22 protein-coding genes are annotated in these 21,244 nt (G+C 43.5%); 18 read left to right on the top strand and 4 right to left on the bottom strand.

The genetic code is table 11. From position 1 onward, the window contains the following. The first annotated feature begins 41 nt into the window (after window positions 1–41). From DKT73_RS10805 to DKT73_RS10735, 15 genes are all read left to right on the top strand, one after another. The gene (locus DKT73_RS10805; protein WP_111638565.1) at window positions 42–1,301 is read left to right on the top strand and encodes a glutamate-5-semialdehyde dehydrogenase; all 1,260 of its coding nucleotides are present in this window, start codon (window positions 42–44) and stop codon (window positions 1,299–1,301) included. Further along, window positions 1,291–1,959, top strand: coding sequence for a nicotinate-nucleotide adenylyltransferase (gene nadD, locus DKT73_RS10800; protein WP_232827846.1), 669 nt, complete (start codon window positions 1,291–1,293; stop codon window positions 1,957–1,959). Before DKT73_RS10805 ends, nadD begins: the two co-directional genes overlap by 11 nt. Before the next feature lie 14 nt (window positions 1,960–1,973). Further along, window positions 1,974–2,327 carry a ribosome silencing factor gene (gene rsfS, locus DKT73_RS10795; protein ID WP_111638563.1) on the top strand — a complete coding sequence of 118 codons (354 nt, stop codon included), beginning with the start codon at window positions 1,974–1,976 and terminating at the stop codon, window positions 2,325–2,327. A 10-nt stretch (window positions 2,328–2,337) separates the two neighbouring features. Beyond that, entirely contained in the window at window positions 2,338–2,805 is a 468-nt protein-coding gene (rlmH, locus tag DKT73_RS10790) for a 23S rRNA (pseudouridine(1915)-N(3))-methyltransferase RlmH (RefSeq protein ID WP_111638562.1), read from the top strand. Between the two features lie 10 nt (window positions 2,806–2,815). Further along, the gene (mrdA, locus tag DKT73_RS10785) at window positions 2,816–4,699 is read left to right on the top strand and encodes a penicillin-binding protein 2 (RefSeq protein WP_111638561.1); all 1,884 of its coding nucleotides are present in this window, start codon (window positions 2,816–2,818) and stop codon (window positions 4,697–4,699) included. Then, window positions 4,689–5,810, top strand: a complete 1,122-nt coding sequence (gene rodA, locus DKT73_RS10780) for a rod shape-determining protein RodA (RefSeq protein WP_111638560.1) — start codon at window positions 4,689–4,691, stop codon at window positions 5,808–5,810. Before mrdA ends, rodA begins: the two co-directional genes overlap by 11 nt. Further along, window positions 5,807–6,865 carry a lytic murein transglycosylase B gene (gene mltB / locus DKT73_RS10775; RefSeq protein ID WP_232827845.1) on the top strand — a complete coding sequence of 353 codons (1,059 nt, stop codon included), beginning with the start codon at window positions 5,807–5,809 and terminating at the stop codon, window positions 6,863–6,865. Before rodA ends, mltB begins: the two co-directional genes overlap by 4 nt. Then, on the top strand, window positions 6,852–7,796 hold the full coding sequence (locus DKT73_RS10770) for a septal ring lytic transglycosylase RlpA family protein (protein WP_111638558.1): 945 nt from the start codon (window positions 6,852–6,854) through the stop codon (window positions 7,794–7,796). Before mltB ends, DKT73_RS10770 begins: the two co-directional genes overlap by 14 nt. An 81-nt stretch (window positions 7,797–7,877) precedes the next feature. Continuing rightward, window positions 7,878–9,026, top strand: coding sequence for a D-alanyl-D-alanine carboxypeptidase family protein (locus DKT73_RS10765; RefSeq protein WP_111638557.1), 1,149 nt, complete (start codon window positions 7,878–7,880; stop codon window positions 9,024–9,026). Between the two features lie 30 nt (window positions 9,027–9,056). Continuing rightward, on the top strand, window positions 9,057–9,362 hold the full coding sequence (locus tag DKT73_RS10760; RefSeq protein WP_111638556.1) for an HP0495 family protein: 306 nt from the start codon (window positions 9,057–9,059) through the stop codon (window positions 9,360–9,362). Continuing rightward, window positions 9,363–10,007 carry a lipoyl(octanoyl) transferase LipB gene (gene lipB, locus DKT73_RS10755; RefSeq protein WP_111638555.1) on the top strand — a complete coding sequence of 215 codons (645 nt, stop codon included), beginning with the start codon at window positions 9,363–9,365 and terminating at the stop codon, window positions 10,005–10,007. It begins immediately after the preceding gene. 1 nt (window position 10,008) lies between these two features. Beyond that, entirely contained in the window at window positions 10,009–10,968 is a 960-nt protein-coding gene (gene lipA, locus DKT73_RS10750; protein WP_111638554.1) for a lipoyl synthase, read from the top strand. A gap of 160 nt (window positions 10,969–11,128) precedes the next feature. Continuing rightward, window positions 11,129–13,033 (top strand): biosynthetic arginine decarboxylase, encoded by a 1,905-nt coding sequence (speA, locus tag DKT73_RS10745; protein WP_111638553.1) that lies wholly within the window; start codon window positions 11,129–11,131, stop codon window positions 13,031–13,033. Window positions 13,034–13,082: 49 nt separating this feature from the next. Then, a complete protein-coding gene (gene aguB, locus DKT73_RS10740; RefSeq protein ID WP_111638552.1) occupies window positions 13,083–13,961 on the top strand; it encodes an N-carbamoylputrescine amidase in 879 nt (292 codons plus the stop codon). A gap of 325 nt (window positions 13,962–14,286) precedes the next feature. Further along, entirely contained in the window at window positions 14,287–15,174 is an 888-nt protein-coding gene (locus DKT73_RS10735; RefSeq protein ID WP_111638551.1) for a GNAT family N-acetyltransferase, read from the top strand. 13 nt (window positions 15,175–15,187) lie between these two features. On the opposite strand, the gene DKT73_RS10730 is transcribed toward DKT73_RS10735, so the two are convergent. Then, window positions 15,188–15,913 carry a hypothetical protein gene (locus DKT73_RS10730; protein ID WP_111638550.1) on the bottom strand — a complete coding sequence of 242 codons (726 nt, stop codon included), beginning with the start codon at window positions 15,911–15,913 and terminating at the stop codon, window positions 15,188–15,190. Window positions 15,914–16,097: 184 nt separating this feature from the next. Here DKT73_RS10730 and parC point away from each other — a divergent pair, with 184 nt between their 5' ends. From parC to bfr (DKT73_RS10715), 3 genes are all read left to right on the top strand, one after another. Next, complete coding sequence (gene parC, locus DKT73_RS10725; RefSeq protein ID WP_111638549.1) at window positions 16,098–18,398, top strand: DNA topoisomerase IV subunit A; 2,301 nt, start codon at window positions 16,098–16,100, stop codon at window positions 18,396–18,398. 80 nt (window positions 18,399–18,478) lie between these two features. Beyond that, window positions 18,479–18,952 (top strand): bacterioferritin, encoded by a 474-nt coding sequence (bfr, locus tag DKT73_RS10720; protein WP_111638548.1) that lies wholly within the window; start codon window positions 18,479–18,481, stop codon window positions 18,950–18,952. A gap of 9 nt (window positions 18,953–18,961) precedes the next feature. Next, on the top strand, window positions 18,962–19,426 hold the full coding sequence (gene bfr / locus DKT73_RS10715; protein ID WP_111638547.1) for a bacterioferritin: 465 nt from the start codon (window positions 18,962–18,964) through the stop codon (window positions 19,424–19,426). A 13-nt stretch (window positions 19,427–19,439) separates the two neighbouring features. On the opposite strand, the gene DKT73_RS10710 is transcribed toward bfr (DKT73_RS10715), so the two are convergent. From DKT73_RS10710 to DKT73_RS10700, 3 genes are all read right to left on the bottom strand, one after another. Continuing rightward, window positions 19,440–19,634 carry a (2Fe-2S)-binding protein gene (locus tag DKT73_RS10710; RefSeq protein WP_111638546.1) on the bottom strand — a complete coding sequence of 65 codons (195 nt, stop codon included), beginning with the start codon at window positions 19,632–19,634 and terminating at the stop codon, window positions 19,440–19,442. 176 nt (window positions 19,635–19,810) lie between these two features. Then, window positions 19,811–20,452, bottom strand: coding sequence for a DsbA family oxidoreductase (locus DKT73_RS10705; protein WP_111638545.1), 642 nt, complete (start codon window positions 20,450–20,452; stop codon window positions 19,811–19,813). Between the two features lie 38 nt (window positions 20,453–20,490). After that, a complete protein-coding gene (locus DKT73_RS10700; RefSeq protein ID WP_111638544.1) occupies window positions 20,491–21,165 on the bottom strand; it encodes a DNA-3-methyladenine glycosylase I in 675 nt (224 codons plus the stop codon). Window positions 21,166–21,244 lie beyond the last annotated feature (79 nt).

Genomic DNA, 21,244 nt, shown 5'->3' with positions numbered 1-21,244 from the left:
TTCGTTGTTCTGTTCTTTTTAACTTTTATCAGAGAGTGAAAATGTCTTTAGAATCCTATATGAGTCGAATTGGTCAGCAAGCTAGGGCGGCTTCTCGTCTGCTTGCTAAAGCGTCCACCCAGCAAAAAAACATGGCATTATTTGCTATGGCTGAGGCTTTGGAAAATGCTCGACCTCGATTGATATCTGAGAACGCTAAAGATATGGAAAATGGCCGTGCCAAAGGGCTTGATTCTGCATTGTTGGATAGATTGCTGTTAGATAACAAGCGTATTGATGGCATGATCGAAGGTTTGAGGCAGGTAGCTGCTTTGCCTGATCCGATAGGTGAAATTTCTGATATGGTGTATTTGCCATCTGGAATTCAACGAGGGCAAATGCGTGTTCCTTTAGGCGTGATTGGCATTATCTATGAGTCCCGACCAAATGTGACGATTGATGCGGCAAGTTTGTGTCTAAAATCGGGTAATGCGACTATTTTACGCGGTGGGTCTGAGGCGTTTTATTCCAACCAAGCCATAGCTGAAGCGGTAACGGCCGGTGTTGTCGCGGCTGGGCTGCCTGAGCATGCGGTTCAAGTTCTTAATACGACAGACAGAGATGCGGTTGGGATGCTAATTTCAATGCCGGAGTTTGTTGATGTGATCGTTCCGCGTGGTGGCAAGAGTTTAATTGAACGTATCAGTAAAGATGCCCGTGTTCCTGTGATAAAGCATTTAGATGGAAATTGTCATGTATACATCGATGATGAAGCGGATTTGGACAAAGCTTTTGCTATTGCGATGAATGCCAAAACGCGTCGTTACGGTGTCTGTAATGCTATGGAGTCTTTATTGGTACATTGTGCAGTCGCTGAAAAAATCTTGCCAAAATTGGTGTCGGCTTTGCAAGAAAAGGGTGTGTCTTTGGTGGGATGTGATCAGACTCGTGCTATCGATGCATCTATTGAGGCCGCGACAGAGGAAGATTGGTATACGGAATATTTAGCGCCTAAATTGTCTATTAAGATAGTATCTAATATGGATGAAGCGATTGCGCACATTAATAAGTATGGATCCCATCACACCGATGCGATTGTGTCGCAGAACTATTCAAAAACACGGGCGTTTATGACTGAGGTGGACTCATCATCGGTGATGGTGAATGCTTCGACGTCTTTTGCTGATGGCTTTGAATATGGTTTTGGGGCAGAAATTGGTATTTCTACCGACAAAATTCATGCTCGTGGCCCGGTCGGATTGTTGGGATTGACCAGCCAAAAGTACATAGTGTTGGGTGATGGTCATACCCGTGACAATTAATAGTACAAAGCGTGTGGTAATAAAGTCGGGCCTAGCGATTATGGGCGGGACATTTGATCCTGTTCATAATGGCCACTTAAGAACCGCGGTTGAGATTTTAGATCGTTACCATTACTCGGCTATGAAGTTGATACCCTGTTTTCAGCCGGTTCATAAAGATCGCCCAAGTGTTTTGCCTGAGCAGCGGCTAGAAATGGCCAGACTGGCAATATCGAGTGATGCGCGCTTGAGTGTCGATGCGCGTGAGATTGATAGGGAAGGTCCAAGTTATAGTATTGATACACTGCGAGATTTACGATCTGAAATTGGTCCAGATGAACCGCTGATTATGGTGTTGGGGATGGATAGCTTCTTATCGCTTCCAACCTGGCATAATTGGCGAGAGATAATTCAGTATGCTCACCTACTGGTTGTCTCTCGACCTGGCTGGGAGCCCGATTTAATCTCTGAATTAAGCGGTTTTTGCGAAAACTATCGTGCCGCCTCCTCGCATGAGTTACAATGCGCGCCCTCAGGGCGGGTCTGGTTTGAGACTCTCACTCCTTTGGGGATATCCTCTAGCATGATCAGAGCGCTTGCTCGTAATAACGAGTCAATTGCTTACCTTTTGCCAGAGCCAGTCCAAAAATACATAGAACGACATCAATTATATCGATAGGGTAACGTAATTATATGAGTCAGCTTAACTTAACGGCAGATCAAATTTTGGCTTTTGCTGTTGAAGCATTGGAAGATGTGAAAGGTGATAAAATCACCGTATTAAACGTAAGTAATCATACGGATATGATGGATTACATGGTGATTTGTACGGGTACATCAAAACGTCATGTGAATGCTTTGGGTCAAAACGTATTTGAACATTTGAAAACACAGGGTCTTCAACCATTAGGTTCTGAAGGTCGTGGTATGGGCAGTGATTGGGTTTTAGTCGATCTACATGATGTCGTTGTGCATGTGATGACTGATGAAGCTCGAGCATTTTACGATCTCGAGAAGTTGTGGGATATTAAGCCAGAAAAAATGTAAGGCTCCTTTAATGCGCGTTCGTTTGATTGCTGTTGGTAGTAAAATGCCGAAGTGGGTGACTGAGGGGTACGATGAGTACGCTAAGCGCTTGCCAAAGGATTTTTCCTTAGAACTTGTTGAAATTCCTATGTCACCACGTGGGAAAAATACGGATATACCAAAAGCCATTCGCAAAGAAGGAGATAGCATGCTAGAGGCTATACCTTCTGGAGACAAAGTCATCGCCATGGAAGTGCTTGGAAAGGAATGGTCCACCGATCAGCTGGCAGATCAGACTGAACAGTGGCGGATGGATGGTCATAACGTGAGTTTGCTCGTGGGTGGACCTGATGGTCTCGATCCTAGATGTACGGCTCGTGCGGACCAAGTTTGGTCTTTATCCCGTTTGACATTGCCGCATCCTATGGTGAGAGTGATTCTGGCAGAACAAATTTACCGTGCTTGGACGCTCATGAATAACCATCCGTATCACAGATAAGGTAAACCTGGTGAGCCGTCGACATCAAAACTTCCGAAATTATCGTCAAGAGCAGCGACTGACACAAGGTCGTGTTATTGCGTCCGCTATTTTTGTTCTGTTAATGGCGCTTGTGCTGATGGCGCGATTGTTTTATCTGCAAGTGGTACAACATGAACTCTACCAAACCAAGGCGGATGATAACCGTGTTATGTTGGTTACCGAGCCACCCCCTAGAGGTCTGATTTACGATCGTAATGGCTTGGTACTCGCTGATAATAGGCCGATACACAGCTTGACTGTGATTCCTGAACGGGTTGAAGACTTTTCTAAATTAAAGCAAATGCTTTCGGGGATAGTCGCTATCAGCGATAGCGAGTGGGAAGATTTTGAGAGTCGCCTAAAAGAGTACCGTCGGCCTTATCAATCTCTTACTTTAAAGTCACAATTAACCGATGAAGAATGGGCGAAAGTGTCGGTTGATCTCTATAGGCTTGATGGTGTTCAGGTAGAAGCCCAATTGACGCGCTATTACCCCTATGGTGAAGCTTTTGCTCACGCTATTGGTTATGTTGGACGAATCACAACCGATGATTTGGAGCGAGTTGATAGGTTGGCTTATCAAGGTGCTTTGTTCATAGGTAAGACGGGCATAGAAGGCTTTTACGAAAAAACGCTTTTTGGTGAAGCCGGTCTTAGTAAGGTGGAAGTGAATGCTCGTGGTCGCATTATGTCCGAACTGGAGCGACAAAATCCTACCCCGGGTAAAGATTTGCATTTGTATTTAGATGCTAGGCTTCAGCAGTACGCTTATGATCTTTTAGGTGACTATACTGGTTCTGTTGTGGCCATAGATCCTGAAACAGGCGGGATTCTTGCTCTTGTTTCTAAGCCTGGGTTTGATCCGAATTTATTTGTTCGGGGCATTTCTTATGATGATTACTCCGCACTTCGTAAGTCTACTAAATTACCGCTTTTTAATCGTGCTTTGCGGGGGGGGTATCCGCCTGCGTCAACCATTAAGCCTTTTATGGGGCTGGCCGGATTAGAATATGGTTTTGCCAATTGGACAGAACGGTATTTTGCGAGAGGGTATTATCAAATTAATCCAGATGGTCGTCGCTATCGTGACTGGAAGCGTACAGGACATGGATGGATTGATTTAGAGCGTTCTATTATTGAATCGGTCGATACTTATTATTATCAGTTAGCCAATAAGATGGGTATTACCCCCATTCATAATTTTTTGTCACGTTTTGGTTTTGGGCGCAGTACCTTGCTTGATTTAAATGGTGATAGCATTGGTTTATTGCCATCAAATGAGTGGAAAAAGGCAAAATACAAAGAGCCTTGGTATCCGGGAGACTCCGTTAACGTTGGCATTGGTCAAGGCTTCATGGTGGCCACACCCATCCAAATTGCTTCGGCGACGTCCGCATTAGCAAGTCGAGGCCATTACTTTTATCCTAGGATGGCGGCGACCATAGGTGATAAGCCTGCTGAGTTTGAAGAAGGGCTTGGCGAAGAGCATGATATTGTTCTTAAGGATCAGCGTAATTGGGAGCGAATGGTTGAAGCGATGCGTAAAGTCATCACCGACTCACAAGGTACGGCACGGCGGTTGCAGGGCACGCCCTATGAAATCGCGGGTAAAACGGGGACTGGGCAAGTATTCAGTCTTCAAGAGGATCAAGAATATGACGCGGATTCGCTAGAGAAGCGTTTGCATGACCATGCTTTGTTTATAGGGTTTGCTCCGGCAGATAAACCCAAAATCTCTGTTTTTGCTATTTTTGAAAACGGTGGCAGTAGTTCGAAACCAGCGGATTTGACCAAAAAATTGTTCGATGCGTATTTGTATGATGATTATCCAGCAGAATACGACTATTTAAAAGGTAACAAAGATGAAGGATAGTTTTTACCGCAGGGCAATATCCTTTACCAACGCGCGTTTATGGCTTTTGGTTCATGTTGATATCTTATTGCTTGGCTCTTTGTTGTTGCTGATTGCCGGGGGCTTAGTTATTTTGTACTCCGCTTCAGGGCAAGATGTGGCCATGGTTGAGCGGCAGGTGTTTCGGTTAACTGTGGGTATGTTGGTATGTTTAGTGCTGGCGCAGTTACCTCCTAAATATATGCGTCGAGCCTCGCCTGCATTGTTTATTTTTCTTACGATATTATTGATTTGCGTGTTGTTATTTGGTGTGGGGGCGAAGGGGGCTCAGCGTTGGTTGGCTTTGCCTGGAGGCTTGCGTTTTCAGCCTTCAGAAATTATGAAAATAGTTATGCCTATGATGATTGCATGGTACTTTTCTGATAAGCAGCTGCCGCCGAGTTTTAAACAAATCGTCACCGTGATGGTGCTCATTGCTCTTCCTGTGGTATTGGTTGCTAAACAGCCAGATTTGGGGACCTCTTTGCTGGTGGCTGTTTCTGGGGTTTTTGTCCTTTTTCTAGCTGGGCTTGGCTGGCGTTATATTATTGGTGCAGCAGCTTTGGCGCCTATCGCTGGTTATATATTGTGGCAGTTTATGCGCGAGTACCAACGTCAGCGAGTATTGACCTTTTTGAATCCTGAGAGTGATCCGCTTGGATCTGGTTGGAACATTATTCAGTCCAAAACAGCGATTGGGTCTGGCGGTCTGTACGGTAAAGGTTTTTTAGAAGGAACGCAGGCTCAGTTGGATTTTTTACCTGAAAGCCACACAGACTTTATCATTGCTGTTTTGGCTGAAGAGTTCGGCATGCTGGGCTGCGGTGTTTTGATTCTGGCTTATTGTCTTGTTATTGCTCGGGGCTTATATATTGCAGCGAATGCTGAGGATAATTACGCGCGCTTGTTAGCAGGCAGTTTGACACTGACTTTTTTTGTTTACATGTTTGTAAATATTGGCATGGTATCAGGTATTCTGCCAGTTGTTGGGGTACCCTTACCTCTGGTCAGTTATGGTGGTACCTCTATTATTACTATCATGGCGACATTCGGAATTTTAATGTCAGTACAAACACATAAAAGAGCGAGATGATGATTAAGCAAGCTGTAGTGGTATTTTTAACGCTTGGTCTAACTGCGTGTAGTAGTGTGGATCATTCGGAGTTGCCTTTAAGTTCTGGCGTTAGTGAAGCGCTTTTGGAAGATATGCCAGCAGAATGGGCAGATTCTTACGCGGGTAACCCAGAGGTTCAGATTTTTATTGACCGTCTCGTAAAAGAGCATAATTACGATAGAAAACGTTTGGAATTGGCTTTTTCTCGCATTAAAGTGCGTCCAAAAGTAATAGAAAAATCCGATAACCAGCCTGAAGTATTAATACCCTATTATGAATATAAAACGCGTTTTGTGAACGAAGAAAGGGCTAAGTTAGGCTATCACTACGCACAACGAAACGCTGATTGGTTACGAAAAGCTGAACAGGAGTTTGGCGTTGACCCATATGTTATTGTTGCTCTTATTGGTGTGGAAACATATTACGGACGTATTACGGGGTCTAGAGATGTTTTTACCTCTCTCACGACGCTTGCTTTTGATTATCCCAGACGTAAAGTCTACTTCCAGAGTGAACTTGAAGCGTATTTATTATTAGCGCGTCAAGAAGGATGGAACATTGGGGAAACAAAGGGGTCATATAGTGGGGCGATGGGAATGGTGCAGTTTATGCCCAGTAACTATCAAAAATTGGCTATAGACTACGACAGAAATGGTCATATCGATTTATGGGGTTCTGATGCAGATGCGATAGGGAGCGTTGCTAATTATCTTAAGCATCATGGTTGGCAGAAAGATCAGCCTTGGTTCGTGATGGCCTCTGTTGGCGATCCCGAGTTAGTAAAAGATGAAATTAATCGTGGTAGAGAACCGAGTAAAGATATGGTCGCTTGGTCAGCACTGAATGTGTTGCCGACTCAGTCTTTTATACCTCAAAAAACAGGTTTAATTGCTTTGAGAACAGGGCCTGAAGAGATGTCTTACTGGTTAGGTTATAAGAACTTTTTTACCATTATGGATTACAACCCTAGTAGGCGATATGCCATGTCGGTATTGGAACTCGCTGAGAGTATAGGTAGCTATGAAAATCATTAATATGCTATTTGTTGCTGGCTTAAGCTTGCTAGTATTGAATGGGTGTATGAGTACGCGTCATGTGCTTGGGAAAGATGAAATTGACTATGAGAAAGCGTCTGGTGGAGGGCGCTATACTATATTGCAAGATCATGGTCCGACTGGGGATTTTAATACCGATCATATTCCTGAGCCGGTACCCAAGTGGGAGCCAAAAAGTCGAGGCGGAAACAAGAGTCCTTATGAAGTTTGGGGGAATCAGTACTGGGTGATGGCTTCCGCTCAGGGTTACGTTGCAGAAGGTAAAGCCTCTTGGTATGGCAATAAATTCCATGGACATAAGACGTCAAATGGGGAAACATATGACATGTATGGCTTTTCCGCAGCACACAAATCGCTGCCACTACCCACTTATGTCAAAGTGACAAATCTCGATAATCATCGTTCTGTTATAGTGCGAGTCAATGATAGGGGGCCGTTTCATGGGGACCGTTTGATTGATCTTTCTTATGCCGCAGCGGCACGATTGGACTATCACAAGAAAGGCGTCGCACGGGTTAGAGTTGAGGCAATCACACCCGCAAAAGGTGATGTTTATCGCCCCTCTAAAGCCGTTCTTGAAACGCAAACCAAACCATTGAAAAGCTTGCCAGCTAAGGCTTTGCCTACGGTTTCGTCCTTGTCAAAAGGGTCCACAAGCGCATCATCTGATATAGTTTTTTCCCATCTTCAAGTTGGTGCTTTCAGTGCAGAAGAATCGGCGAACAAACTAAAGCAGCGTCTCTTTGAGGCGTTTGATACCAGTATTAAAGTCACCATTCATAAGCAGGATGACGGCTTGTATAAAGTTTTGGCTGGACCTTTTGAAAGCCAAGGTTCTCTGGCCGAATGGCAACAAAAATTACAGCAAGAAGGTTTTGGTAGCCCAGTAAGGGTAGCTTTATTGCCTTAGTGCTATTTTGTTTGGGCTAGAGATTCATAGAATGCTCTAGTATTATTCACCAACATTTTTAAGAAGACGATATTTTTGAGTATGAAAAAACTTCTGGTTACTTTATCCCTCGTGTTTGGCTTTATTGGCGGCTCTGTATTCGCTGCACCTGCGTTGATACCGACGCCTCCCCAGTTATCAGCAAGTAGTTATATTTTGATGGATGCCTATACTGGTGATGTCTTAGTAGCGCACAACGCTGATGAGGCTTTGCCGCCAGCGAGTCTGACTAAATTGATGACGGCTTATATTGTTGAGTATGAACTTGCTCGTGGAAACTTGTCTTTGCAAGATAAAGTGACGGTGAGTGAAAATGCGTGGCGTATGGAAGGTTCACGTATGTTCATACGTGAAGGGACGCAAGTTTCTATAGAAGATTTGTTGCGCGGTATCATCATTCAATCAGGTAATGACGCGAGTGTGGCAGCAGCCGAGTACATCGCTGGCAGTGAGTCGGCTTTTGCTGATTTGATGAACCAGCACGCTCAGTTGCTGGGCATGACCAACACGCACTTTGTCAATTCGACAGGTTTTCCTGCAGAAGATCATTATTCAAGTGCTCATGATATTGCAAAAATATCCCGCGCGACAATCCTGCAGTTTCCAGAAAACTACACCATGTACGCTGAAAAAGAGTTTGTCTACAACGATATTCGTCAGCCTAACCGTAACCGTCTGTTATGGCGTGACAAAACTGTTGATGGCTTGAAAACGGGACACACAGAAGCGGCGGGTTATTGCTTGGCGGCATCGGCAGTACGTAATGGAACGCGTTTGATTACAGTGGTAATGGGGACCAAATCAGATGCAGCTCGTGCCGCAGAAGCGCAAAAATTATTAGACTTTGGTTTTAGATATTATGAAACTCGTAAACTCTACAGCCGTGGTCAAGTGGTGAATAATGCCCAAGTTTGGGGTGGTAGCCAGTCTAGTGTGAAAGTTGGCTTTGCCGAAGATGTTCTGGTCACTATGCCTCGTCAGCAAAGTGACGCTATGACTGCAACGCTGGACATGCAGCCGGAGATCGTTGCACCAATCGCGGTAGGCGATGTGCTTGGTAAGATCACGGTAGGCACAGAAGGTAATGTTTTGCTAGAACGCCCAGTGGTTGCGTTGGAAGCAGTAGAAGAAGGTGGTTTCTTCAAGCGAATGTTTGATAAAATTAAACTTTTCTTTATGAACTTGTTTTAAGCCCCAATAGGTGAATGGTAGATTGAATTAATGGCGCTAATTACAAAAAATGGTGATCAAGCTGAAAAAACGGCGGATGCACCTAAAATAGAGTTTCCTTGCGAAAATTATGTTATCAAGGTCGTTTCACTTGATGTTGATGATGTTCATGCAAAGATTACGGAGTGTTTGCTTGTTCACGCGCCAGAGATGGACACTAAAGCTGAGAATACAAATCGCTCTAGTAAAGGACGCTTTGTAAGCTTTAGTTTTCGCATTGTGGCTCAAAGTGAAAATCAATTATCGGCATTACATCGAGATTTGATGTCAATTGATGCCGTTAAGATGGTCATGTAAATGGGGCGTGATTTGATTTGCCGTGATTTGGGCGTGATCGATTACGCTGTAACATGGGAGAGGATGAAGCAATTTACTCAGGTTCGTTCTAAAGACGATGCTGATGAAATTTGGTTGTTAGAGCATCCCTCCTTGTTTACCCAAGGACAAGCCGGCAAAGAAGAGCATCTTCTTGCTCCAGGTGATATTCCTGTTATTCAGGTTGATCGTGGTGGACAAGTTACCTACCATGGGCCCGGTCAATTAGTGGCCTATGTGATGGTGGATTTAAAGCGCTTAGGTATTGGTGTTCGAGATCTAGTGAGTGTGTTAGAGAATGCCGTGGTCGGCACTTTAGTTCAAAGCTCAATAGAAGCGTACCCAAAACCTGATGCGCCAGGCGTTTATGTCAATGAGCAGAAAATTGCCTCGCTGGGATTGCGTGTTCGTAGGGGCTGTTCGTTTCATGGACTGGCCTTAAATGTTGATATGGATCTCACCCCATTTAATCGTATCAACCCATGCGGCTATCAAGGCTTGCAGATGGTGGATATGAAGCGTCTAAACAAAGACGCTATTTTATCAAATGTAAAGGTTCAGTTGGCGAATCAGCTGGCTGAGCAACTCGGATATAGTTATCCGGCTATCCAACAAGGGTGGAAATAGAATGACAGCAGAACGCAAGCGCGTTGTCCAAGGGGAAAAACTACGTGGTGCCGATAAAATGGCGCGTATCCCGATTAAAATTGTTCCTACAGAAGAGATACCACGTAAGCCTGATTGGCTTCGTGTTCGTATGCCAGCGTCACCGGAGATTGCTCGTATCAAAGCAACGCTACGCGAGCATAAGCTTGCCTCCGTATGCGAAGAAGCAAATTGCCCAAACTTGGGTGAGTGCTTCAGTAATGGCACTGCTACCTTCATGATTATGGGTGAAATTTGTACTCGTCGTTGTCCTTTTTGTGATGTGGCACATGGTCGACCTAATCCGCTTAGTGCGGATGAGCCGAAAGAATTGGCCGCGGCTATTCGTGATATGAAATTGAAATATGTGGTAATCACTTCTGTGGATCGTGATGATTTGCGTGATGGTGGTGCTCAGCATTTTGTTGATTGTATTAGAGAGACACGAGCAGAAAGCCCTAATATCGAAATCGAAACATTGGTGCCCGATTTCCGTGGTCGCATGGAAGTGGCTATTGATACGCTTTCAATAGCACCACCTGATGTGTTTAACCATAACTTAGAATCCATTCCTCGCTTATATCGTCAAGTAAGGCCTGGATCTGACTATCAATGGTCTTTAGATCTTTTGAAAAACTTTAAAGATCGTTGTCCGGATGTACCAACGAAATCAGGCTTGATGGTTGGTATGGGCGAGACATTTGAAGAAATCGTTGAAGTGCTAAAAGATTTACGAGCTCATAATGTAGATATGTTAACAATCGGGCAATACTTACAGCCGTCAAAGCATCATTTTCCTATGGCTCGCTTTGTGCCGCCTGAAGAGTTTGCGCGCTATGAGCAAGTGGCAAAAGAACTAGGCTTTAAGCATGCTGCGTGTGGTCCTTTGGTCCGCTCGTCGTACCATGCGGATAAGCAAGCCCATGGTGAACGCGTTTCTTAATTTGTTCGTTCGTTAGAATAAAGCGGCGTTAAGAGGTTTCTTAGCACCGCTTTTTTTTATTTTAACTCAATCTAAAAAGTATAACATGTACGTGTTTTACTATGATTGTCTGATTAGAAACAGCCGCTATTTTATAGTTATTTAGACTTTTGGAGATGATATGAAACCTTGGTCAATTAAAGACTCGATGGAACTTTACAATGTAGGCCATTGGAGCAGTGGTTTTTTTTCAATTAACGACAAAGGGCGTGCTATTGCGTTACCTGATAGGGAAAATAGTATTGATCTAACAGAGCTTTCAGTGGCTCTAAAACAACAAGGTATTCCTTATCCTTGTTTGGTCCGATTCCCGAATATTCTTCATTCGCGTATAGAGAAAATTACCAATTCGTTTCAGCAGGCCATAGATCATTACGATTATCAGGCAAAATACGCCATTGTGTATCCAATCAAAGTCAATCAGCAGCGTCGTGTGGTAGAAGAAATTGCGGCCTGTCAGCCAGACAATGCCTCCACTGTGGGTTTAGAGGCTGGTAGTAAGCCTGAACTCATGGCTGTGTTAGCCATGCATAAAAACGCCGATGGCATCATTGTATGTAATGGTTATAAGGACCGTGAGTTTATTCATCTTGCCTTGATGGCCGAAAAAATGGGTCATCAGGTGTTTATTGTCGTTGAAAAAATGCACGAGCTCGATTGGATTTTAGAAGAAGCCGACAAAATAGGGGTTCAGCCTCGTATTGGTATTCGTATCCGTTTGGCATCAACTTGCACCACTCACTGGGGTAACAGTGGTGGTGAAAAATCGAAATTTGGATTAACGACATCGCAATTATTGCGTGCTATCGAACGTCTACGTGAGTTAGATTTGTTGCATTGCCTTGAGCTTATTCATTTCCATTTAGGCTCACAGATTACCCGTATTCGTGATATTCAAAACAGCTTAAAAGAGTGTGCTCGCTACTACGCAGAACTTCACCAAATGGGTGTCGAAGTGAAGTGGGTCGATGTAGGTGGCGGTTTGGGTGTCGACTATGAAGGCACTCGCTGTCAAAATGATTTTTCTGCAAACTACAGCATTGGGGAATACGCTAATAATGTGGTGTTTGCTTTCCACAATGTCTGTGAACAATATGAATTGCCACACCCTCATTTGATTTCTGAATCAGGTCGTGCGGTTACGGCTCATCATGCCATGATGATTGCAGATGTATTCTCTCACGGTGCTGAGCTTTTACCGATTGAAGAACCTGCCGAGGACAGCGAGCTTGAATTGCAACGCCTTTGGGCTTGTTATCAAAGCTTGAAAGGGCAGAATGACGAAGAAAGTCGCTCTCTAGTTGAAATTTACCATGATTTACTTGATGACTTTAATGATAGTTTAACGCTTTATAATCATGGTCAGCTAAATCTGTCGCAAAGGGCACAAGCGGAAAACTTATTTTTATCCGCATGTCGAAACTTGTTACCGCGTTTAGATAATCGTAATCGCGGTCATCGCGCTGTGATTGACGAATTGAACGAGCGTTTAGCTGAAAAATTGTTTGTGAACTTATCGGTATTTCAGTCCATGCCAGATGCTTGGGGCATCGATCAATTGTTCCCAGTGTTGCCTTTACAAGGCTTAGATCAAGCACCGTCCTTTCGCGGTAAAATCCAAGACGTGACCTGTGACTCAGATGGTTGTTTGTACAGCTATGTAGATGGTCAAGGTATTGAATCTTCTTTGCCTTTGCCACCACCACCGCCAAAAGGTGAAGATTATCTGATGGGGTTCTTTTTAGTGGGTGCGTATCAGGAAACGCTAGGGGATTTGCATAATCTTTTTGGTGATACCTGTTCTGTGGATGTTTATTTGACAGACGACGGTTTTAGAATTGATCATGTGCTAAAAGGCGATAGTGTTCAGGATGTACTTAAATCGGTTAGCTATAATGAACTGGAATTAATAAAAAGCTATGAAGATAAGATTGCTGCGAGCCCGCTAAGCCAAGAAGAAAAAGTCACTTTGCTGGCAACGTATAAAAAAGTTTTAGCAGGCACCACCTATTTGACTCAAGTATAAAATAAGTATGTTGGCTTGTTGTACAGGATTATTTTGGAGGTAGTAGAGTATGAGTAATGTAAAAGTGGCCTGCGTTCAGATGGCGGTCAGTACAGATTTTCAGGCAAATTTAGATAACGCGGTGGCGCAAGTCAGAGAGGCCGCTGCCAATCAGGCGAACATTATTCTGTTGCAAGAATTGTTTATGGGGCCGTATTTTTGTATTGATCAGAAACCCGCTTATTTTGATTGGGCTCAACCCGTTAATGATTGCTTAGCGATTAAAACCATGAGCAGCCTTGCTAAAGAGCTTGGTGTTGTATTGCCAATCAGTTTTTTTGAGCGTGATGGTAATGTGTTTTATAACTCTTTGGTGATGATTGATGCGAATGGCGACGTCATGGACTTGTACCGTAAGACGCACATTCCTGATGGCCCAGGTTATCAAGAAAAATACTATTTTACCCCTGGCAATACTGGTGTGAAAGTGTGGGACACACAGTTTGGTCGTATCGGTTGTGGTATTTGCTGGGATCAGTGGTTTCCTGAATTAGCTCGAGAATTGGCGTTAAAAGGCGCAGAGCTGATTTTTTATCCTACCGCTATAGGATCAGAACCTCCTTACCCAGAATGGGATTCTAAGGATCATTGGCAAAGAACCATGCAGGGGCATTCAGCCGCTAACATGGTGCCTGTTATTGCAGCGAACCGCGTTGGTCGAGAAGAAGGGGAAAATAGCTTTATTCAGTTTTATGGCTCTTCTTTTATGACGGATGAAATGGGAGCAATGAAGTGTGTTGCGGGTCGTGACGAAAGTACGATTCTGTATTCTGACTATGATTTAGAGGCTATCCGTAAGGCTCGTCGATCTTTTGGACTGTTTAGAGATCGCCGCCCTGATCAATATCAAGCGATCACGGCGGGTGCCGGCAGCTCTTGGGAAAAATAGTGTTTAAAGCATAAAAAAGTGCCCGCATAACGCGGGCACAAGCTGTCCTTATCCTTATTGACTGAAGGGGGGAACATCAATAAGGGAGATCTATTTGCACTTGGCCGTCACTAAGCCTAAAAAATTATAAGTAGTATAGTGCAATCCTAAATATCACTGACAACAAGTTAAATGCCTTCTAGGTGTGCAGGTTATGTCACTCTATTCGGGCGTTTGATTATCAGTGTAGATCTATCCTAACTATAGTCCGATATTTTAAAAAGTGCGGGCATAATTTTAATATTGTGTGTTTATTAAACAAATCAGCGTGTAGTTTTGAGTGTCGATGAAGGTATTTAGTTCCCCAATGGTACTGCCTTATTTTGCTGTTTCTTTGTCTAGCAAGCTTATATTGAACGATGTCACTTACCGTATTATGACGGAAAAAGTGCTTGAACTGGCGAGAGTTCAGTCTGGTTTTCTTGGCACCGAATACGCTGCTGGGGAAATGGATTTGCTGATTACTTATTGGCAAACGAAAGAGTCCGCTGAGGCATGGTTGAATCATGATATGCTGCGTAGAATCTTATCCATCGGTGAGAATTTTTGGTACGAAGAATATTCGTTAAAATTGTTTGAAGTGAAGAGTGATATGTCATTTAAGAACTCTAATCAAGCTTTGCATGCGTCTCGTTTTCCTCGGATTGTGACAAAAAGGGGGGTCTTAACGATACTGAACGAATCTCAAGCCCCACTTTTGTACGATTATGTTAATCAGGAAAAGGCCTTTCTTTCCCCATGGGAGCCGCAACGCAGTGAGGCTTACTATTCCCTTGAAACCTGTCAATTGCGTGTCCGAGAAATGCGTCGAGATTTTTTAGAAGACAAGGGTGTGGTGTTTTGTTTTTTATCTCCCACTGAAGACAGAATGCTCGCTTACAGCAATTACTCAAATATAATCCGCGGTGTTTTTCAAGCGTGTAACCTCGGATACAGCTTACGTGAAAGTGAGCAGGGTAAGGGCATTATGAATGAAGTGCTTAGTGCAGGGTTAGAGTATATACACAAAGAGTTACATATTGATCGAATTCAAGCCAGCTATATGCCAAGAAATGCCAAAAGTGCGGCGGTGCTAAAAAAACTGGGTTTCGATAAAGAGGGGATTGCGAGAGACTATCTGAAGATCAATGGCTGTTGGGAAGATCATATTTTAACAGCCTTAGTATTACGCTGACGGAATAGGGTGTTTAATTTTGTTTGCTGAGTACTAGGATTCGCCCTTTACTTTGTGGCCCTGTCACGACAGTCAATAGTGTGATGCTTTCTTTGCTGGGATTTAAAATGGCTCGACGCTCTTGCTTGCAGATGATTTTTCCTAGAGTAGGACAGGCTTCAGGTGGCTTTTTGCCATTAGAGACATAAGTGATACCATTTAAAGGGAAAAGGTATTGAGTGGCTGCTTTTTGGTAGTAGAGCGTTTCTTTGTAATGTGGTGGGTATAATTCTAGGGCGATTTTTCCTGTTGCGCCCTGCCAAAGAGGCCAGGTTTTTATATGGTTTCTGCCTGGGGTGAACTCAACTGTGCCGGAAGACACTTTTTTGAACCGTTCATTTTCTTCAATGTGTCCAGTTGAATGCAAACGTATTAGGCAAAGTTCAACCGTTGGGGTTAATAGGGTCACATTGGTGAGCGTCTGTGCTGCTAACCACATTCCTTGATGGGTTTTAAGAACCGTCTCTTTTTCAGTTGGGTGAAGACTGAGGGGTGTTTTTTGCTGCAGATAGACTTCACCTTTAATGATAAAGACAAAGGTGTCTGCTTGATGGTGATAAAAGCGTGTTGGCGTAGCATGTTGATAAAGGGATTCATGAGCAACAAAAAGATCTTCCCGCTGGCATGTTATAAAGCGCTTGCTCGGGTCGCCAAGGCTGTGGCTCATTAAACCGAGGGTATTTTGATCAGATGTGTTCACCAAGAGATACCTTTTTAATTGTGCAGTGTATTGAAACACGAGAATAGTGAGCTTTCCATGATAATCTTAGCGGTAATGTTGCAGTGAGTTAGGGTGTTTCTTTATAGTTGAGCCCATCTTTATTTATGAAAACCCCATAGGCTGATTATTTGCCTATGCAAACGATAGTAGAAGGAAAGTTTCCTTGAGTGAGTTGTTAAATTTCGAGTCGAATGAAACCCTTTCATTAAAAGACTATACAGAAAAAGCGTATCTGAATTATTCGATGTACGTTATTTTAGATCGCGCTTTACCGCACATTGGTGACGGATTAAAACCAGTTCAGCGCCGTATTATTTATGCAATGAGTGAATTGGGCTTAAAGGCCAGCGCGAAATATAAAAAATCAGCTCGTACCGTGGGGGATGTGTTAGGTAAATTTCATCCGCATGGAGACAGTGCTTGTTATGAAGCCATGGTGTTAATGGCTCAGCCTTTTTCATATCGTTATCCTCTGGTTGATGGGCAAGGTAACTGGGGGGCACCCGATGACCCAAAATCTTTTGCCGCAATGCGTTACACAGAATCCCGCTTGTCAAAATACGCGGACGTCCTACTAAGGGAAGTGAGTCAAGGTACGGTCGATTGGACTGCCAATTTTGATGGTACCTTACAAGAACCTTCCGTTTTGCCATCTCGTTTACCGAACTTATTGCTTAATGGTACGACAGGCATTGCTGTAGGGATGGCGACGGATATTCCGCCACATAACTTACGTGAAATCGGCGGTGCTTGTATTCATCTGTTGAATAATCCTAACGCTGAATTAGACGATCTACTTAATTTTGTACAAGGACCAGACTTCCCTACAGGTGGCGAAATCATTACGCCAAGAAATGATATTGTTAAATTATACGAAACGGGTAAAGGGCAGATTAAAGCAAGAGCTCGCTTTACCATTGAGGAAGGGGAGGTGGTGGTTAACGAACTGCCTCATCAGGTTTCGGGTAGTAAAATACTAGAGCAAATTGCGGCGCAGATGCAGGCGAAAAAACTGCCTATGGTGGTCGATTTACGCGATGAATCTGACCATGAAAATTCGACGCGTTTGGTGATTGTGCCTAAGTCAAATCGAGTGGATATTGATGCGCTGATGACGCATCTTTTTGCCACAACAGACTTAGAAAAATCCTATCGTGTTAACATGAATGTGATTGGATTGGATGGTTTGCCGCAAGTTAAACCTCTCAAGAACTTTTTGTCTGAGTGGCTTCGCTTCCGTATCGATGTTGTCCGACGTCGATTGCAGTTTCGTCTTGATAAAGTAATGAACCGTCTGCATATTTTAGAAGGTCTGTTAATTGCCTATCTAAACATTGATGAAGTCATTGATATTATTCGAACAGAAGAAAAACCCAAAGTTGAGCTGATGGCGCGTTTTGGTTTGAGTGATATGCAAGCTGAATCGATTCTAGAATTGAAGTTGCGTCACCTTGCGAAGCTAGAAGAAATGCGCATCAAGGGGGAGCAAGACGAGTTAGAAAAAGAGCGTAAGCAGTTAGAGGGTTTGTTGTCCTCGGATCGCAAGTTAAAAAAATTGATTACCGATGAAATTCAAGAAGCCATTAATGATTTCGGTGATGACCGCCGTACGCCCATTGTGGCTCGAAAAGAAGCGCAGGCGTTCAGTGAGGAGGATTTATTGTCGAACGATCCAATTACCGTTGTTATATCTAAACAGGGTTGGATTCGTGCCGCGAAAGGTCATGATATTGACGTTAATGGTCTGAGCTACAAGTCTGGAGATGAGTTCCTTGTCAGCACTAAGGGGCGCTCGAATCAAACCTTGGTATTGCTTGCTTCTAATGGTCGAAGCTATTCCATTAAAGCGCATACATTGCCATCTGCTCGTGGTCAGGGAGAACCTATTACAGGGCGTATTTCATTAGAAAAAGACGCCACCATTGTATCTGCGGTACTGGATAACGAAGAGGCTTACTATCTGATTGCGAGTGACGCCGGTTATGGTTTTGTCGCTCAGCTCAAAGAGCTCTACGCGAAAAATAAAGCGGGTAAAGCGACGTTATCCTTGCCCAGAGGGGCTCAAGTGATGGCGCCTGTGTTTGTTCAAAACCCTGAGCAAGGTCGTGTGGTGGCGATTTCCAATGAAGGTCGTATGTTGGCTTTCGATGTGGCTTCTTTGCCGCAAATGGCAAAGGGTAAAGGCAACAAAATGATCAGTATACCAAGTGCTCGTGCTGCCGATAGAGAAGAGCTAGTGGCGGCTTTGGCATGTGTACAGCCAGATGATTTGCTAATCGCTCATGCTGGTAAGCGTTTCATTTCCTTTGCGGCAAAAGAGCTGGAGGAATATCTAGGTGAGCGTGGCCGTAGAGGTTTAAAATTGCCTCGCGGGTTGCAAAGAATTGATAGCCTAGAAGTGAAAGTCGGCGAAGGTAAGTTGGCAAAAATAGAAGAGTCAACAACTCAAGGGTTGCTTGAATAATGGATAAATTGGCGTCAAGGTCATAAACTTATCATCTTACGATGCAAAAATGAATTGACTCTCAATAAGAGGAAATGAACATGAAAGGCAGTAAAAAAGTAATAGACAGTTTGAACTCATTGTTGGCGAATGAATTAGCGGCGATTGATCAGTATTTTATTCACTCTCGTATGTACGACGATTGGGGGCTTAATAAGCTCTATGAGCGTCTCAATCATGAGATGGAAGAAGAAACACAGCATTCAGACTGGCTTATCAAGCGGATTCTGTTTTTGGAAGGCGTACCTTGCATGACAAAGCGTCGCGACTTGCTGATCGGCTCCGACGTGCGCTCCATGATGAGTAACGATTTGATTCTTGAGCTGGAAGTGGTGAGCAGCGTGAGAGATGCGATTGCGGTGTGTGAGTCAGAAGGCGATTACCAAACGCGAGAGACACTTGAGCGTTTGTTGTTTGATACGGAAGAAGATCATGTTTATTGGTTAGAAAAACAGCTTGGTCTGATGGATAAAATTGGCATGCAAAACTATTATCAATCTCAAATGGCAAATTAAGGGGGCGTTATGAAAGGAGATCGTGAGGTTGTTTCAAGTTTAAACAAGGTATTGGCCAATGAATTGGTTGGCATTAACCAATATTTTCTTCATGCCCGTATGTTTAAAGACTTTGGTTTTAGTGTGCTTGACAAAGCGGACTATAAAACATCTATTCAGAAAATGAAAAACGCAGACCGTTTGATTGAACGAGTGTTGTTTTTAGAAGGTTTGCCAAACCTGCAGGATCTTGGTCGTCTGCGTATTGGCGAAAACAGTGAAGAAATGATTTCAGCTAACTTAGAGTTTGAATTGGATACTTTGCCAACATTAAAAGCGGCGATTGATTTGTGTGAGCAGAAGAAGGATTTTATCAGCCGTGATGCTTTGGAGAAAATTTTAGAAGAGCAGGAAGAGCAAATTGATTGGCTTGAAACACAGCAGCATCTAATCGCAAGCTCTGGCATTGAAAATTACCTTCAGTCGCAGATGTAACTCAATGCTGCAATTAAGCGACTTGAACTTGGTTTTCAGCAATTTTGATTAACTCACTGTTTAGTAGCTTTTTTGCGCACTGACAGCACTTTCCACATTGACTGCCAATGTTGTGTTCTTTGTAGAGGTCACGCATGGTAGTCATGCCCTCCTGAATAGAGGCCTTAATGGCTTTGTCTGAAACACTGTTACAAATACAAACGTACATAAATGAAAATCACTCTCACCAATATTCTAGTAATGCGATTCTATTTTTAATGTTAATGATTATCAATAGATAAAAATTTATCTATTTCTGATATTTGATAGTTTTTTTTGCGACGGACAATAAAGCGCAAACAACCTTAATTGCGCTTTATTGGCCTTAGTGTTGAGTGTTAGTGGCTATGATTCTTTTTCTGCAATGTCATTGAGAACTTTCAGAAAGGACTCTGGCGTGTGAGCGCCTTGAATCAGGTACTTATCATTGATGACATAGGTTGGAACCGAATGGATATCGATACTGCGTAATTGTTGTAGCTTTTTCTCTGTCAATGTTTTTGCCTTTGCGCTCAGTGCGTACTCAATGTCTGAGGTTTTCATGCCAATACCCAAGGCAATTTCTTCAAGAATGTTTTGTTTTCCTATGTCTTTGCCATCGGTAAAGTAAGCGTGAAAGAGCGCTAAGACAAAAGGGGTCGCTAGCTGTGACTTTGTTGCCGCCAGTACAAATTGATGGGCCAGTTTGGTGTTAGGGATGCGATCTTTTTCTGAAAAGTTGAACTGAATACCGGCTTCAATTCCCACTTGCTGAATGGCGTGAGTCGCCTCGTTGAGTTTTTCTGGGCTGCCAAAACGTTCGCCAAGATAGGTTTCTCGATCAGCTCCTGTTTGCGGCATATCGGGATGCAGCTCAAAGGGTTGCCAGCGAATGTCGATGCGATAATCATCCCCCAATTGTTCAATCGCTTGTTTAAGGCGAGAGTAGCCTAAATAGCACCAAGGGCAAACGACATCTGAAATAATGTCGATACGAAGGTCGGCCATGTTTTCTCCTAAAAATTAAAAAATAGAGGCGGTGGTGTTTAATTGACGCTCAGCGCAATGCATTGACTGATTTCTGTGTAAGAGCGACCGCTTTCTTTATGCCAATGATTAAAAGCGGTTTGTGCGGCTTTCCATGCAGACTGGGTATCTCTTCCTGTGGTAATGATCTCGTGCTGACGTAAATACCCTTCAACGTCTCTGGTGAGCATGAAGGTGTCTTTGCCCATTGCTCTTAATGTGTAAGGTCCTGTGTTGCCACCAAGACGGGCTCCATGTTTTTTTAAATAAGCCCATAAACCGATGATGTCATCTTTTGGCCAGCTAGCAACAAAGTGAGAGAAGGATCCATGACTGGCCTGGCATTCGCTAATCATTAAGGCGTTTTCTCTAATCGTCATCACCTTGCCGAAGTTACGAATGATGCGTATGTCTTTGGCTTTTTCTTCCCACATTTCGTCATGAATGAGTAGCATTTTTTCAATGTCAAAACCAAAAAATACCGTTTCAAAACCGGGCCATTTGTTGCGCACTACTTGCCAATTAATGCCGGATTGAAAGACTTTTTGAGAGAAAGCCGCCAGCCATCGATCATCCGTGTGTTGATTAAGCTGTGCCGTGCTTAGCGGAGTCGAAAGCATGGTTTCTAGGTGTTTTGCTCCGCCATGTCGAAGGGCGGCTCGGTCATAAATAGATTGAAAGAGTTCGTATTTCATCGTGGACTCCTATTTTGTGGCGGCCAGTTTACCATAAGCTTTGCGTCATATAATGACTGAGTGAATAACTTGTTTGGTA

Origin of the sequence: Marinomonas shanghaiensis (assembly GCF_003259175.1) — a bacterium.
Lineage (GTDB): Bacteria > Pseudomonadota > Gammaproteobacteria > Pseudomonadales > Marinomonadaceae > Marinomonas > Marinomonas shanghaiensis.
This window is presented reverse-complemented; position numbering and strand designations above follow the sequence as displayed.

Excerpts from the sequence above, each read along its gene's own strand:
- DKT73_RS10805 (WP_111638565.1), top strand. The coding sequence starts at position 42 with ATGTCTTTAGAATCCTATATGAGTCGAATTGGTCAGCAAGCTAGGGCG.
- rsfS (WP_111638563.1), top strand. The coding sequence starts at position 1,974 with ATGAGTCAGCTTAACTTAACGGCAGATCAAATTTTGGCTTTTGCTGTT.
- rlmH (WP_111638562.1), top strand. The coding sequence starts at position 2,338 with ATGCGCGTTCGTTTGATTGCTGTTGGTAGTAAAATGCCGAAGTGGGTG.
- rodA (WP_111638560.1), top strand. The coding sequence starts at position 4,689 with ATGAAGGATAGTTTTTACCGCAGGGCAATATCCTTTACCAACGCGCGT.
- mltB (WP_232827845.1), top strand. The coding sequence starts at position 5,807 with ATGATGATTAAGCAAGCTGTAGTGGTATTTTTAACGCTTGGTCTAACT.
- DKT73_RS10770 (WP_111638558.1), top strand. The coding sequence starts at position 6,852 with ATGAAAATCATTAATATGCTATTTGTTGCTGGCTTAAGCTTGCTAGTA.
- DKT73_RS10765 (WP_111638557.1), top strand. The coding sequence starts at position 7,878 with ATGAAAAAACTTCTGGTTACTTTATCCCTCGTGTTTGGCTTTATTGGC.
- DKT73_RS10760 (WP_111638556.1), top strand. The coding sequence starts at position 9,057 with ATGGCGCTAATTACAAAAAATGGTGATCAAGCTGAAAAAACGGCGGAT.
- lipB (WP_111638555.1), top strand. The coding sequence starts at position 9,363 with ATGGGGCGTGATTTGATTTGCCGTGATTTGGGCGTGATCGATTACGCT.
- lipA (WP_111638554.1), top strand. The coding sequence starts at position 10,009 with ATGACAGCAGAACGCAAGCGCGTTGTCCAAGGGGAAAAACTACGTGGT.
- speA (WP_111638553.1), top strand. The coding sequence starts at position 11,129 with ATGAAACCTTGGTCAATTAAAGACTCGATGGAACTTTACAATGTAGGC.
- aguB (WP_111638552.1), top strand. The coding sequence starts at position 13,083 with ATGAGTAATGTAAAAGTGGCCTGCGTTCAGATGGCGGTCAGTACAGAT.
- DKT73_RS10735 (WP_111638551.1), top strand. The coding sequence starts at position 14,287 with ATGAAGGTATTTAGTTCCCCAATGGTACTGCCTTATTTTGCTGTTTCT.
- bfr (WP_111638548.1), top strand. The coding sequence starts at position 18,479 with ATGAAAGGCAGTAAAAAAGTAATAGACAGTTTGAACTCATTGTTGGCG.
- bfr (WP_111638547.1), top strand. The coding sequence starts at position 18,962 with ATGAAAGGAGATCGTGAGGTTGTTTCAAGTTTAAACAAGGTATTGGCC.
- DKT73_RS10710 (WP_111638546.1), bottom strand. The coding sequence starts at position 19,634 with ATGTACGTTTGTATTTGTAACAGTGTTTCAGACAAAGCCATTAAGGCC.
- DKT73_RS10705 (WP_111638545.1), bottom strand. The coding sequence starts at position 20,452 with ATGGCCGACCTTCGTATCGACATTATTTCAGATGTCGTTTGCCCTTGG.
- DKT73_RS10700 (WP_111638544.1), bottom strand. The coding sequence starts at position 21,165 with ATGAAATACGAACTCTTTCAATCTATTTATGACCGAGCCGCCCTTCGA.